The following is a 13,720-nucleotide window of genomic DNA, read 5'->3' as shown; positions in this document are numbered from 1 at the left end:
CGTTGAGGGATGACGACAGCGCAGGGCAGCACGACCGCGACGCACGGCGAGGACTGGAGCGGATACGGCTTCCACACCCAGGCGGTGCACGCCGGCAACGACATCGACGGGGGCAGCGGCGCCATCCGCACGCCGATCGTGATGGCGAACTCCTATGCGCTGCCCGACGACCCGTCGACCATGAGCTGGTCGGGAACCGAGTCGCCGCTCTACACGCGCAACTCGGGCACGAACCAGCTCGCGCTGCAGGAGAAGCTCGCCACGCTCGAGCACGGTGAAGCGGCGGTGGCGCTCGCGAGCGGCGTCGCGGCCCTGCACGCCGTGTTCTTCACCCACTTGAAGTCGGGCGATCACGTCGTCGTGAGCGATGTCTCGTACGAGGCGATCCACCGCCTGTTCGCCGAACTGCTGCCCACGAAGTACGGCATCCAGGCCGACTTCGTCGACACGAGCGACCTTGCGGCCGTCGAGGCCGCGATCCAGCCGAACACCCGCCTCGTGCACATCGAGGCGGTGGCCAACCCGACCACGAAGGTGACGGATGTCGCGGCGGTCGCCGAGCTCGCCCACCGCGCCGGTGCGCTGCTCACCGTCGACTCGACGTTCACGCCGCCGCCGTCGTTCCGTCCGCTCGACCACGGCGCCGACCTCGTCGTGCACTCGCTGACGAAGTACATCAACGGGCACGGCGACGCGATGGGCGGCGCGGTCATCGGCCGACGCGAGCTCATCGACCCGATCAAGCACGACGCGATGGTCGACGTCGGCGGCGTGATCAGCCCGTTCAACGCGTGGCTCATCGCGCGCGGCTCGGTGACGCTGCCCCTGCGACTCCGGCAGTCGTTCGCCTCCGCGGAGCGCGTCGCGGCGTTCCTCGACGACGACCCGCGGGTGGCGTTCGTCGCCTACCCGGGGCTTGCGTCGCATCCGCAGCACGAGCTCGCCGCCCGCCAGTTCGACGGCGGCTTCGGCGGCATGATGGCGTTCGCGCTCGACGGCGACCCGGCGATGCAGAACCGGTTCGTGGCGAGGCTCAGGGTGATCACCTCGGCCGTCTCGCTCGGTCACGACGAGTCGCTCATCGTGCACGTCGGCACGAGCGGCCCGCGAGTGGCGTTCTACCCGCCCGAGTTCCAGCGCTACGGCCACTTGCGGTTCTCGATCGGGCTGGAAGACGCCGATGACCTCATCGCCGACCTCGCCCGCGCCCTCGACAAGGCGGTCGGTCCGCGCTGATGGGAAAGTCGATGCCTGCTCCGCGTTCGAAGCCGTTGCTCGCGTGGGAGCCGTTCCCGTTCCTCGTGCTCTTCGTGCTGCTCCTCGCGACGACGGTGGTTCGGCCGGATGCCGCGCCGTGGGCCTTCTGGCTCCTCGTCGCGCTGACGGCAGCCGCGGCGGTCGTGCTCGTCGTGTCACTCGTGCGCAGCAGTCGCCCGGCGAACCCCGACCAGTGGGGCGACCTCGCGAGCCTTGACGGGCTCACGCTCATCGATGCGCCGCACGTCGACCGCAAGGTGCGCACCGTCGTGCCGGTCGCCGACGTCGGGCGGCACCAGCCGTCGATCGAGCTCGCTCGCCTCCACGGTGGTGCCGAGCAGCAGGCCGTGCTCGTGCCGCGCGCGAGTCGCTGGCTCTCCCGCCGATATCGCGTCGGCGTGCAGCTCGTGGGCGGAAACCGCCCGCGCCACGCGGGGTTCCTCGGCAGCGGCGCCGAGGAGCGCTGGGTCGAGCTGCTCGACGGGTACCGCGATCGGGGCGAGTACGTGCGCGTGCCGGCGCTCGTGACGGGGGCGTCGCGCCCCTTCGGCGTCGAGCTCGACCTCAGTGGGCTGCCGTATCTCGAGAGCGGTACGGCGACGGCCTGACGGATGCCGCGAGTCGGCGGCATCCGATCGCCGTCAGTGCTCGGGCGACACCGGCTTCGCCGCGCTCACGCTCGTGGCGAGCCGGGGCCTCGGGCGCTCAGGCCTCCGCGCGCTCGGCGCCGGCACCTTCAGCCTCTTGACGTGCGAGGTCGGCGCGCACCTCGTCCATGTCGAGCGCGCGCACTTGCGAGACGAGCTCGTCGAGCATCGGCCGGGGGAGTGCGCCGGCCTGGGCGAACACGCCGATGCCGTCTTTGAAGGCCATGATCGTGGGAATCGACGTGATGTTCATCGCGGCGGCGAGCTGCTGCTGGTCTTCGGTGTCGACCTTCGCGAAGACGAGGTCGGGATTCGCCTCGGACGCGGACTCGTAGTTCGGCGCGAACTGCATGCAGGGGCCGCACCAGCCTGCCCAGAAGTCGACGAAGACGGTCCCCTCCTGGAGGATCGTCTTCTCGAAGGTGTCCAGAGTCAGCGCGACGGTAGCCATCGCTCCAGCCTAGGGTCGAGATCTGTCCGTCCGCCCGGTATTTCCTGTGAACGGCGTAGGCGCACTGGAATTGTCGCTCCAGAGGTCGTATTCCGGGCGCCGAACTTCGCCTTCCCCTTCCGCCCGAGCGTCATCGGGGTCCGATATCGTGAACCCGTGGTCGCATTCGGAGGGGTGATCGGGTCGTTCCGTCGCCGCGCCGCCGCCGAAGCGGTCGGTGTCCCCGCGGCCGCAGGCGCTGTCGACGAGGCGTTCCTTCTCGACGCGGCCATTCACGATGTCGACTGGCGGGCGTTCCCGCCCGGCACCGAGTTCACACGGTTCGACGCACCGAGCGGGCAGCTCGCCCGCGTCGCCCTCGGTCCTTCCGACGCGCCGCGAGTCGTGCTCGTGCCCGGCGCCACGGGGTCGAAAGAGGACTTCGTGCTCATGTTCCCGCTCTTCGCCGCGGCGGGCTTCAGGGTGGAGGCGTTCGACCTCGCGGGGCAGTACGAGTCGGCACACGCCGGCCCGTGGAATCTCGATCCACCCCGCTCGAGGTACGACGAGCGGCTCTTCCTCGACGACCTGCTCGCCGTGCTCGACGACGGCACCGGGCACGCGCACGTGCTCGGGTACAGCTTCGCGGGCACCCTTGCCGAGCTCGCGCTGCTCGAACGACCCGACCGCTTCGCGAGTCTCACCCTGCTCAGCGCGCCACCCGAACCCGGCCAGGCATTCCGCAGGGTCAAGCGCATCGGACCGATCAGCGCCTACACGTCGCCCCGCCAGGGAGCGGCGCTCATGCTGTGGGGCATCCGCAACAATCTCAACCGGGTGCCGGCCAGCCGACTCGCCTTCGTACGCGAGCGCTTCGCCCTCACGCGGCGCGACAGTGTCGACGACATCATCGCGCTCATGATGGACACTCCCGACCTCCGGGCGCGCGTCGCCCTCGCGACCGTGCCGAAGCTCGTCGCCGTCGGCGCGCACGACCTGTGGCCGCGCGAGCTGCACGAGCGTTCGGCGCGCGAGCTCAATGCGACCCTCGCGGTCTATGCCACCGGTCACAGCCCGTGCGAGACGGCGCCGCACCAGCTGGCGCGCGACATGCTCGCGCTCTTCGAGGCGAGCGGCAGCACGCCGTAGCGCCTCACGCGCTCAGCGGGTGCTCGGTCTCGTCTGCGACGGCGTCCGTGTCCGAGCCCAGGCCCGCTGCCGCGTCGGGAGTGATCGTGGGGCCATCGCCCGCGTCGCGCCGGTGCCCGCGGCGACGGTCGGCCCGTCGCTCGAGCGGCGGCCACTCGCGCCACTCCACCGCGATCGTGTGGAACGCCATGCGCAGGCGCCGGGAGAGCTCCGCGACGGTGTCGAACGGCCGAGCCGAGACGCCGACGATGAGCCGGCGCTCCCGAACGACGGTCATGCCCGGCTGCAGCCACCACGACAGGTCGAGGTCGTCGTGCACGTCCGCGCGATCGCGGTGCACGACGCCGCGCAGTTCCGCCCAGGCATCCGCGCGGATCGCGTAGTTCGACCCGAACAACGGCGGGTGGCCGAGCAGCGCGCCCATGACGGTGAAGTAGCCGCCGAGGTAGATGGTGCGGGCGATCCAGCGCACCAGGGCAGTGCCGCCGTAGAACCGGCCCGAGTCGGTGACGGCCGTCGGGCGGTCGGCCGCCGCCATCCGCCGCTCGATCTCGGCGATCCAGTCGGGTGCGGGCACCGAGTCCGCGTCGAGTCGGGCGAGGAGGTCGCCGGATGCCGCGTCGAAGCCCGCGGCCGTCGCGGGCCAGATGCCCCGCAACGGCTCGTGGACGAGCCGGGCGCCGGCGGCTCGGGCGACGTCGGCCGTGGCATCCGTCGATCCGTTGTCGACCACGATGACCTCGTCGGCGGGGCGCGTCTGCCGGGCGAGCGCGTCGAGGCACGCGGCGAGGAAACCCGCGTCGTTGTAACTCGGAACAATGACCGAAACGGTGCCCATCACGGCGAGTCTAGCCACGAGACCGCGCAGTCACGCACGAATCCTGCGTCGTGCCGCGCTGAGACGGCGCCCCCGGCCCTCCGTATTCTGGGCGCATGGAGACCATCGTCAAGCAACGAGACGACGCCCCCGACGGATTCTTCGAGGCCGAGGCGGCCGGCCTGGCGTGGCTCGGGGCCGCCGGCGGTGTACGGACGGCCGGCGTCGTGGCGCTCTCGCCCGGCCGGATCGAGCTCGAGCGCGTCGACGAGGCACTTCCGAACCGCGCGGCGGCGCAGTCGTTCGGCGCCGACCTCGCCCGGACGCATGCAGCAGGGGCGGCTGCGTTCGGTGCACCGCCCGACGGATGGGCCGGACCCCTCTTCATCGGCCGTCGCCCGTTGCCTGCGGCCGAGGAGCCGACATGGGGCGCCTTCTACGCGCGCGAGCGCGTATTGCCCTACCTCGAGATCGCCGAGCAGGTCGGGAACACGACCGCCGCAGAGGCCCGGCTCGTGCGTCGGGCGGCCGACGCGATCGCGTCCGGTGCGTTCGACGACGAAGAGCCGCCCGCTCGGATCCACGGCGATCTCTGGAACGGCAACGTGCTGTGGTCGGCCGACGGCGTGGTGCTCATCGACCCTGCGGCGCACGGCGGCCACCGCGAGACCGATCTCGCGATGCTCGCGCTGTTCGGCTGCCCGTTCCTCGACGACGTGCTCGGGGCGTACGACCGGGCGGCGCCGCTCCGAGCGGGCTGGCGTGAGCGCGTTGCGCTGCACCAACTGCATCCGCTCGCGGTGCACGCGGCCGGGCACGGTCGAGGGTACGGCGTCGCTCTCGCCGAGGCCGCCGAGGCGGTGCTGGAACTGGTCGGACGGACGCGGGAATAGTCGGAGCGATTCATCCGTTCTGATAACTACATGCAAATGCATGAAACAAGAGGAAGAGCCCAGGAGGGCGAGATGCAGTTCGGAATCTTCACCGTCAGCGACATCACTCAAGACCCCACCACCGGTCGCACGCCGACCGAACATGAGCGCATCACGGCGACCCTGACCATCGCGAAGCACGCGGAGGAGGTCGGGCTCGACGTCTTCGCGCTCGGCGAGCACCACAATCCGCCGTTCTGGTCGTCCTCGCCCACGACGACCCTCGCGTACCTCGCCGCACAGACGACGACGCTGCAGCTCTCGACCGCGACCACGCTCATCACGACGAACGACCCGGTGAAGATCGCCGAGGACTTCGCGATGCTCCAGCACGTCGCCGACGGCCGCGTCGACCTCATGCTCGGTCGCGGCAACACCGGCCCGGTCTATCCGTGGTTCGGCAAGGACATCCGCCAGGGCATCAACCTCGCGCTCGAGAACTACAACCTCCTGCACCGCTTGTGGCGTGAGGACTTCGTCGACTGGGAGGGCCAGTTCCGTACGCCCCTGCAGGGCTTCCAGTCGACGCCGCGACCGCTCGACGACGTGCCGCCATTCGTGTGGCACGGATCGATCCGCAGCCCCGAGATCGCGGAGCAGGCCGCCTACTACGGCGACGGATTCTTCGCAAACCACATCTTCTGGCCCGCCTCGCACACCGAGCGCATGATCGCCCTCTACCGCCAGCGCTTCGAGCACTACGGCCACGGCACCGCGGCGCAGGCGATCGTGGGCCTCGGCGGCCAGGTGTTCATGCGCAAGAACTCGCAGGATGCGGTGCGCGAGTTCCGCCCCTACTTCGACAACGCCCCGGTGTACGGCCACGGCCCGAGCCTCGAGGACTTCACGTCGCAGACCCCGCTCACCGTCGGCAGTCCGCAGGAGGTCATCGACAAGACGCTCGGCTTCCGCGACTACGTCGGCGACTACCAGCGCCAGCTCTTCCTCATGGACCACGCCGGACTCCCGCTGAAGACCGTGCTCGAGCAGCTCGACCTGCTCGGCGAGGAGGTTGTTCCGGTACTCCGCCGCGAGTTCGCGAAGGATCGGCCCGCTGCGGTTCCGGATGCCCCGACACACGCCTCCCTCCTCGTGGCGCGCAACGCCGCGAAGACCGGCGGCGAGACCCAGCAGGGCGCCGCGTTCGGCGCCGCAGCAGTGAAGGGGGCATGAGCATGACCACGCGAACGATCGCCGTCGTCTCGGCCGGTCTCAGCCAGCCCTCGTCGACGCGGATGCTCGCCGACAAGCTCGCCGACGCCACGATCGCGAAGCTCGCGGCACAGGACATCCAGACCACCGTGGAGACCTTCGAGCTGCGGGATGTCGCCACCGACATCATGAATCACCTGCTGACGGGCTTCCCGAGCCCGAAGCTCGAGGCGGTGATCGATGCGGTCACGGGAGCTGACGGCCTCATCGCGGTCACGCCGATCTTCACGACGAGCTACTCGGGTCTCTTCAAGTCGTTCTTCGACGTCGTCGGCTCCGACACCCTCGTCGACCTGCCGGTGGTCATCGGCGCTACTGCCGGGACGCCTCGGCACTCGCTCGCGCTCGACTACGCGCTGCGTCCGATGTTCACCTACCTGCACGCGGTCGTCGCACCGACGGGCGTCTTCGCAGCGACCGGCGACTGGGGCGACTCGCCCGACAGCGTGAAGACGCTGCCGAACCGCATCGACCGCGCGGCAGGCGAGCTCGCGACCCTGGTCGCTGCGAGCGACCGGTCGTCGACGGTGCGCGACCCATTCGCGCTCGAGCGCCCCTTCGGCCACCTCATCGGCGGCCTCGCGGGGGAGTGACGGCGGTCACCTCTCGGCGCTCTCGGGAAGTGCCTCCGGCTCGTCGTCGGGGCTCGGCCGCCTTCGGGCGTCGAGTCCCGAGACGACCCGGTCGACGAGGAGGCCGAGGACGATCGCGATGGGGACCGATACGACCACGGCGAGGAGCGGATTCTCGGGGAGCGCGCTTCCGACGACGGCCCCGATCGTGACGTTGTAGCCGGCCCAGGCGATGCCGGCCGCCAGGGAGAGCGGCAGGTACCGTCGGAGCGGCACGCGACCCGCGCCGGCCGCGATGTTCACTGCAATCCTCGCGAACGGCACGTACCTGGCGGTGAACACCAGCACCGCGGTTCGACGACGCACGCCGAGCGTCGCGCGCTCGATGGCCGCCGCCACTCGAGCCTGTCGTTGCCAGCGCCAGCGGTCGACGCCGATGCGGCGTCCCACGAGATAGCAGAGCCCGTCGCCGACGACCGCGCCGGCCGCCGCGACCGAGATCGTGGCACCGACGGCCGGATCACCGGTCGTGGCGGCCAGCGCACCGAGCGCGACGACGGCGGTCTCGCTCGGCAGCACCACGAGGAACGCATCGCCGACGACGAGCGCGAACAGCGCCGGGAGCAGCCACGGCGAGGCCGCGAGACCGATGATCCACGCAGCATCCACCCCGCCGTTCTAGCGGACCGCGATGAACGACCGGTGACCCGCCGGCAAACCGCTCGCGGCGAGATTCAGTCGTCGAGCACGAAGGTGACCTCGAGCGTCACCGACCAGCCTGTGATCTTCCCCTCGCTCGCCTCGACCTTCTGCTCCTTGATCCATGCTCCGCTGACATGGCGCAGCGTCTGCGAGGCACGGGCCACGCCCGCGGCGACGGCGTCTTCGAAGCTCGTATCGGAGCGGACGGTGATGGTGGTGACACGTGCGACGGATGACATGGCATTCCTCCTCGAATGAAACGTGCATGCGTACGTCCCCCATCATCCGCCCGACCGTCGAGGAAAGCGAGGGCATTTGCCCCACGGCACCCGGCGCCGGTCGCCCGCTGACGCGTCGTCGACCGGCCGGCGAACGGCAGCCGACGGCTGGGTGAACCCTCGGCGATCCCGCCCGAATCGGCGAGCGGCGGGCCCGGCGTGCGCTCACGCTGGAACCGTGAAGGTCGTCCTCCTCGCAGAATCGTTCCTCCCGCACATGAACGGGGTGACGCACTCGCTGCTGCAGGCGCTGCGCCATCTCGAGCGACGCGGCCACGAGGCCCTCGTCATCGCACCCCGCTCCGGCCCGATCGACGAGCCCCTCTACGGTGCCCGCACCGTGCTCCTGCCCTCGGTGCCGCTGCCGAGCTATCCCGACGTGCGCGTCACCCTCGCGAGCGTGCCTCGCCTGGCCTCCGTCATCCGTGACTTCGGCGCCGACGTCATGCACCTCGCCTCGCCGTTCGTGCTCGGCTGGCGCGGGCTCGCCGCGGCCGAGGCAGTGGGCATCCCCACGGTCGCGGTCTACCAGACCGACATCCCCTCGTACGCCGAACGCTACGGCGTGCCGGGCGCAGCACCCGCGCTGACCCGGCATCTCGGGCGCCTGCACCGCAGGGCGACCCTCACGCTCGCGCCGTCGTCGTCGGCGCTCGACCGCCTCGGCGGTCTCGGCGTCGACCGCTTGCGACTGTGGCGCCGTGGAGTCGACACCGCCCGGTTCGTACCGTCGCGCCGCAGTGAGGCCTGGCGGCGCGACGTCGCACCCGGTGGTGAGGTCGTGATCGGGTACGTCGGCCGACTCGCCGCCGAGAAGCAAGTGGAGGACCTGCGCGCGATCGCCGACCTCGACGGAACCCGCCTCGTCATCATCGGCGACGGTCCGTCGCGGCCGGCTCTCGAGCGGATGCTGCCCGCTGCGCGGTTCACGGGCTTCCTCGGAGGGGATGCGCTCGCCGAGGCCATGGCAAGCATCGACGTCTTCGTGCACCCGGGGGAGAGCGAGACGTTCTGCCAGACGATCCAGGAGGCGCTCGCGAGCGGGGTCCCGGTCGTCGCAACCGGGCGCGGGGGCCCGCTCGACCTCGTGCACAACAGTGTGAACGGATGGCTCTACCGGCCGGGCGACCTCGAAGAGCTCCGCGAGCGGGTGCGCGATCTGACCGGTGACGATGCGAAGCGCCGGGCGTTCGGCGTCGAAGCCCGGCGTGCCGTCGCCGGACGGGGCTGGGATCGGCTCGGCGACGAGCTCATCGGCCACTACGACGAGGCGAGGCGGCTCCACTCGGCCGGCCGTCCGGTCGTCCGTCCAGTCGAACGATCGGTCGGCGACACGGCGGCGGCGACCCCGGTCGCGGCGAGCGAGCGGGCGCGGCGTAGGGAAGCGGCATCCGTGCCCGCCGCGCCGCCGCGTTGGCGCCGGTACGTCGCGATCGGCGACTCGCTCACCGAGGGGCTGTGCGACACGTCGCGGATGCCCCAAGGCGAGTTCCGCGGGTGGGCCGACCGGCTCGCGATGCTGCTCGCCCTCTCGAGCCCGGCCGAGCGGGTGGGCTATGCGAACCTCGCGGTGCGAAGCCGCAAGGTCGCCGATGTCGTCGACCGCCAGGTTCCGCTCGCGGTGGCGCTCGACGCCGATCTCGTGACGGTGCTCGTCGGCGGCAACGATCTCGTCGGACGGCGTGTCGATGCCCGTCGCCTCGCCGATCGACTCGGCACCGGGATCCGGGCGCTCCGGGCGACAGGCTGCGACGTGCTCGTTGTCACCGCGTTCATGCCGCGGCGGCCTGCCGCCCGGATCTTCGAGGCGCGGTTCGCGGCGTTCAACACCCGGCTCCGAGAGCTCGCGCACGAGCACGGTGCGATGCTGCTCGACGTCGACGTGCACCCCGAGCTCGTCGAGCGCCAGCACTGGTCCGAGGATCGCGTGCACCTGAATTCGGCTGGGCACCGCGGGCTCGCGTACGCGGCGGCACGCGTGCTCGAGGTGCCCGACGCGGTCGAGCTCGGTGCGCTGGAGCTCGCGATGCACGATGCCGACGAGTCACCGGCGCAGGAGCTCGGCGACCTCGAATGGCTGCGCCGTCATGCAGTGCCATGGGCGCTGCGGCGGCTGGCCGGACGCACGGCGGGCGACGGGAGGTCGCCCAAGCTCGAGACGCTCACGCCGGTGGCGGTGCAGGCGAGGCCGGGCACAGGCTCACGGCGCGGGCCTGTCTCGCGATGAATCGCGTGGCGGTGATCGGGCCGCTCAGCCGCTCTTGCGGCGGAACTCGCGCTGCTTCTCGGCGGGGCCGTGGGTGTTCTGCACCGCCGAGCCACCGTCGAGGTGCGATTCGCCGGACCGCTTCTCGGCCGCCTGCTTCTTGCGGTCGAGGGCCTCGCGGAACTTGCGCTTCGTCTCCTCGGAGGGGCCGGTGTTGCTCTGCTCGTCGGAAGTCATGCCCTCGAGTCTGTCATGGAAATCCGGCTCGAGCGGTTCGGCGGATGTCCCGGCACCGGCATCCGCGTCCCGACTCGCGACGGCGGGAATACCCTGCTCTGCTAGAGTTGGAGCGGTCACCCGATGGGTTGCCGTCGTCTGAGGTGCCGCGAAGCGGTGCCGCATCCGCTCGGATGCAGGCGCACAACTGAATATCGAGCACCGACGGAGCAGGCCGGCAGGAAGCTGGTCCCCTGTGGTGGATCACCAACCGACGCGGATGGTGGACTTCTACTGGTGGCCAGCGTGAGCGCATCGACCTGATGTTTTTCGTACTGCCTGTTCCCTGCTCCCGAGTATGAGTCGCGCCCACACGGGGAGCGACGTAAAACAAAGGAGAAGACCTCTTGGAAGGTCCTGAAATCACGTTCGCCGAAGCCGTCATCGACAATGGCAAGTTCGGCACCCGCACGATCCGCTTCGAGACCGGCCGTCTCGCCCAGCAGGCGCAGGGTTCCGCCGCTGCCTACATCGACGAAGAGACCATGCTGCTCTCGGCGACCTCGGTCTCCAAGCAGCCGAAGGAGCACTTCGACTTCTTCCCGCTCACGATCGACGTCGAAGAGCGCATGTACGCCGCGGGTCGCATCCCGGGCTCGTTCTTCCGTCGTGAGGGCCGCCCCTCGACCGAGGCGATCCTCACCTGCCGCCTCATCGACCGCCCCCTTCGCCCCTCGTTCGTCGAGGGCCTCCGCAACGAGGTGCAGGTCGTCGTCACCGTGCTCGCCATCGAGCCCGACGAGTTCTACGACGTGCTCGCCATCAACGCGGCATCCCTCTCGACGCAGCTCTCGGGCCTGCCCTTCTCCGGCCCGGTGGGCGGCGTTCGCGTCGCGCTGATCGACGGCCAGTGGGTCGCGTTCCCGAAGTACTCGCAGATCGAAGACGCCGTGTTCAGCATGGTCGTCGCCGGTCGCGTGGTCACCGAGGCCGATGGCTCGCAGGATGTCGCGATCATGATGATCGAGGCCGAGGCCACCGACAACGCGTGGAACCTCATCCAGGCCGGCGCGGTCAAGCCCGACGAGGGCGTCATCGCCCAGGGCATCGAGGCGTCGAAGCCCTTCATCAAGCAGCTCGTCGAGGCGCAGCAGAAGGTCGCGGCCACCGCGGCCAAGCCGACCGCCGACTACCCGACGTTCCCGCCCTACCAGGCCGGCACGAAGGAGGTCGTCGAGGCGATCGCGCTCGAGGAGCTCAAGGGCATCTACCAGATCGCCGGCAAGGCCGAGCGTCAAGACGCCGACGACGCGCTGAAGTCGCGCGTCAAGGCCGAGGTCGCCGCCAAGGTCGCGAACGGCGAGCTGCCCGAGTCCGCCAACGACGAGGTGTCCGCCGCCTACAAGTCGGTCACGAAGCACGTCGTGCGCTCGCGGGTCCTCGAAGAGGGCGTGCGCATCGACGGCCGCGGCCTCGCCGACATCCGTCCGCTCGACGCTGAGGTGCAGGTCGTGCCGCGCGTGCACGGTTCGGCGATCTTCCAGCGTGGAGAGACCCAGATCCTCGGCGTGACGACGCTCAACATGCTGAAGCTCGAGCAGCAGATCGACTCGCTGAGCCCGGTCACGAAGAAGCGCTACATGCACAACTACAACTTCCCGCCGTACTCGACGGGTGAGACGGGTCGTGTCGGTTCGCCGAAGCGTCGTGAGATCGGGCACGGCGCACTGGCCGAGCGCGCGCTCATGCCCGTGCTGCCCACGCGCGAGGAGTTCCCCTACGCGATCCGCCAGGTCTCAGAGGCGCTCAGCTCCAACGGCTCGACGTCGATGGGTTCGGTCTGTGCTTCGACGCTCTCGCTCCTGAACGCCGGTGTGCCGCTGCGCGCCCCGGTCGCGGGCATCGCGATGGGCCTCATCTCCGACACCGTGAACGGTGAGACCCGCTACGCGGCGCTCACCGACATCCTCGGTGCTGAAGACGCACTCGGCGACATGGACTTCAAGGTCGCCGGCACGTCGGAGTTCGTCACGGCGATCCAGCTCGACACGAAGCTCGACGGCATCCCGGCATCCGTGCTGGCCGGCGCGCTCACGCAGGCGAAGGACGCCCGCACGACGATCCTCGCCGTGCTGAACGCCGCGATCGACGGCCCCGACGAGATGGCCGCCACGGCTCCTCGCGTGATCTCGGTGCAGATCCCCGTCGACAAGATCGGCGAGCTGATCGGCCCGAAGGGCAAGACGATCAACGCGATCCAGGACGAGACCGGCGCCGACATCTCCATCGAGGAGGACGGCACCGTCTACATCGGTGCGACCGACGGCCCCTCGGCCGAGGCCGCCCGTGCCCAGGTCAACGCGATCGCCAACCCGACCAACCCCGAGGTCGGCGAGCAGTTCCTCGGCACCGTCGTGAAGATCGCCGCCTTCGGCGCGTTCGTCTCGCTGCTGCCCGGAAAAGACGGCCTGCTGCACATCTCCGAGGTGCGCAAGCTCGCCGGTGGCAAGCGAGTCGAGAACGTCGAAGACGTGCTCGGCGTGGGCCAGAAGATCCTCGTCGAGATCACGAAGATCGACGACCGCGGAAAGCTCTCGCTCGCCCCGGTGGTGGCAGAGGACGCCGACACCGACGGCCGCAGCGCCGAGGCCGAGCACGCGCTCGACCCTGCCGAGGGCGTCGACGCGTAGTCGAACCGTTCGCAACGGATGCCCGTCCTGCTTCGGCAGGGCGGGCATCCGTCGTTTCGGGACGCGGTTCTCGGGTCGGGCCGGCAACGGCCCGCCGGGCTCAGGGCGCGAGCAGCGGGCCCAGGCGGTACGGGATCAGTTCGCCCATCGCGAGCGAGGTCTCGGTGCGTTCGACGCCGTCGATCGCGAGGATCTCGCCGTCGATGCGGAACAGGTCGTGCGCGTCGCGGCAGACCACGCGAACGAGCAGGTCGATCGACCCGCTGAGTCCGTGCGCCTGGATCACCTCGGGAATGCGCGCGATGTCGTCGACGACCTCTTTCAGGCGCTTCTGGCGCACGTGCACCGAGATGAACGCCTCGAGCGGGAAGCCGAGGGGCGCGGGATCGATGCTGCGTTCGAACGAGAGGAATGCGCCGGACGCCTCGAGCCGCGACATCCGCGCCTGCACCGTGTTTCGCGAGAGGCCGAGCCTGTCGGCGAGGGCGACGACGGTTGCCCGCGGGTCGGCGGAGAGTGCCGCGAGGAGCGCCCGGTCGACCGCGTCATAATCGCTCATGTTGCCACACGATAGCACCGGTATCCGGGGTGAGTCTTGGCAACATGCTCAAC

Annotated in this window: 14 protein-coding genes; 8 read left to right on the top strand and 6 right to left on the bottom strand. The window is 70.2% G+C overall.

Going from position 1 to position 13,720, the window contains the following annotated elements; translation table 11 throughout:
• Positions 1-9: 9 nt before the first annotated feature.
• Positions 10-1,236 carry a PLP-dependent aspartate aminotransferase family protein gene (locus J7E25_RS15565; protein ID WP_214871076.1) on the top strand — a complete coding sequence of 409 codons (1,227 nt, stop codon included), beginning with the start codon at positions 10-12 and terminating at the stop codon, positions 1,234-1,236.
• 11 nt (positions 1,237-1,247) lie between these two features.
• The gene (locus J7E25_RS15560) at positions 1,248-1,865 is read left to right on the top strand and encodes a hypothetical protein (protein ID WP_214871075.1); all 618 of its coding nucleotides are present in this window, start codon (positions 1,248-1,250) and stop codon (positions 1,863-1,865) included.
• Positions 1,866-1,962: 97 nt separating this feature from the next.
• Here the strand turns inward: J7E25_RS15560 and J7E25_RS15555 are convergent, their stop codons facing one another.
• Complete coding sequence (locus tag J7E25_RS15555; protein WP_214871074.1) at positions 1,963-2,355, bottom strand: co-chaperone YbbN; 393 nt, start codon at positions 2,353-2,355, stop codon at positions 1,963-1,965.
• 270 nt (positions 2,356-2,625) lie between these two features.
• On the opposite strand from J7E25_RS15555, the gene J7E25_RS15550 reads away from it, so the two are divergent.
• Positions 2,626-3,483, top strand: a complete 858-nt coding sequence (locus J7E25_RS15550; protein ID WP_308164615.1) for an alpha/beta fold hydrolase — start codon at positions 2,626-2,628, stop codon at positions 3,481-3,483.
• A gap of 4 nt (positions 3,484-3,487) precedes the next feature.
• On the opposite strand, the gene J7E25_RS15545 is transcribed toward J7E25_RS15550, so the two are convergent.
• Positions 3,488-4,321 (bottom strand): glycosyltransferase family 2 protein, encoded by an 834-nt coding sequence (locus J7E25_RS15545; RefSeq protein ID WP_214871073.1) that lies wholly within the window; start codon positions 4,319-4,321, stop codon positions 3,488-3,490.
• Positions 4,322-4,416: 95 nt separating this feature from the next.
• On the opposite strand from J7E25_RS15545, the gene J7E25_RS15540 reads away from it, so the two are divergent.
• The 3 genes from J7E25_RS15540 (at position 4,417) to J7E25_RS15530 (ending at position 7,037) form a co-directional block, all read left to right on the top strand.
• Positions 4,417-5,193 (top strand): fructosamine kinase family protein, encoded by a 777-nt coding sequence (locus J7E25_RS15540; protein WP_214871072.1) that lies wholly within the window; start codon positions 4,417-4,419, stop codon positions 5,191-5,193.
• A 72-nt stretch (positions 5,194-5,265) separates the two neighbouring features.
• Positions 5,266-6,405: an LLM class flavin-dependent oxidoreductase gene (locus J7E25_RS15535; protein ID WP_214871071.1), complete on the top strand. Its 1,140-nt coding sequence runs from the start codon at positions 5,266-5,268 to the stop codon at positions 6,403-6,405.
• Positions 6,406-6,407: 2 nt separating this feature from the next.
• On the top strand, positions 6,408-7,037 hold the full coding sequence (locus tag J7E25_RS15530; protein WP_214871070.1) for an FMN reductase: 630 nt from the start codon (positions 6,408-6,410) through the stop codon (positions 7,035-7,037).
• A 6-nt stretch (positions 7,038-7,043) separates the two neighbouring features.
• Here the strand turns inward: J7E25_RS15530 and J7E25_RS15525 are convergent, their stop codons facing one another.
• Positions 7,044-7,685, bottom strand: coding sequence for a DedA family protein (locus J7E25_RS15525; protein ID WP_214871069.1), 642 nt, complete (start codon positions 7,683-7,685; stop codon positions 7,044-7,046).
• Positions 7,686-7,750: 65 nt separating this feature from the next.
• On the bottom strand, positions 7,751-7,957 hold the full coding sequence (locus J7E25_RS15520; protein ID WP_214871068.1) for a dodecin family protein: 207 nt from the start codon (positions 7,955-7,957) through the stop codon (positions 7,751-7,753).
• A gap of 217 nt (positions 7,958-8,174) precedes the next feature.
• Here J7E25_RS15520 and J7E25_RS15515 point away from each other — a divergent pair, with 217 nt between their 5' ends.
• Complete coding sequence (locus tag J7E25_RS15515) at positions 8,175-10,223, top strand: GDSL-type esterase/lipase family protein (protein WP_214871067.1); 2,049 nt, start codon at positions 8,175-8,177, stop codon at positions 10,221-10,223.
• A 24-nt stretch (positions 10,224-10,247) separates the two neighbouring features.
• Here J7E25_RS15515 and J7E25_RS15510 read toward each other — a convergent pair whose 3' ends face one another.
• A complete protein-coding gene (locus J7E25_RS15510; protein ID WP_214871066.1) occupies positions 10,248-10,439 on the bottom strand; it encodes a DUF5302 domain-containing protein in 192 nt (63 codons plus the stop codon).
• A gap of 386 nt (positions 10,440-10,825) precedes the next feature.
• Here J7E25_RS15510 and J7E25_RS15505 point away from each other — a divergent pair, with 386 nt between their 5' ends.
• A complete protein-coding gene (locus J7E25_RS15505; protein ID WP_214871065.1) occupies positions 10,826-13,108 on the top strand; it encodes a polyribonucleotide nucleotidyltransferase in 2,283 nt (760 codons plus the stop codon).
• A gap of 100 nt (positions 13,109-13,208) precedes the next feature.
• Here J7E25_RS15505 and J7E25_RS15500 read toward each other — a convergent pair whose 3' ends face one another.
• Positions 13,209-13,667: an Lrp/AsnC family transcriptional regulator gene (locus J7E25_RS15500; RefSeq protein WP_214871064.1), complete on the bottom strand. Its 459-nt coding sequence runs from the start codon at positions 13,665-13,667 to the stop codon at positions 13,209-13,211.
• Between the last annotated feature and the right edge of the window lie 53 nt (positions 13,668-13,720).

Source organism: Agromyces sp. ISL-38 (genome assembly GCF_018613935.1).
In the GTDB taxonomy this organism is placed as follows: Bacteria; Actinomycetota; Actinomycetes; order Actinomycetales; family Microbacteriaceae; genus Agromyces.
This window is presented reverse-complemented; position numbering and strand designations above follow the sequence as displayed.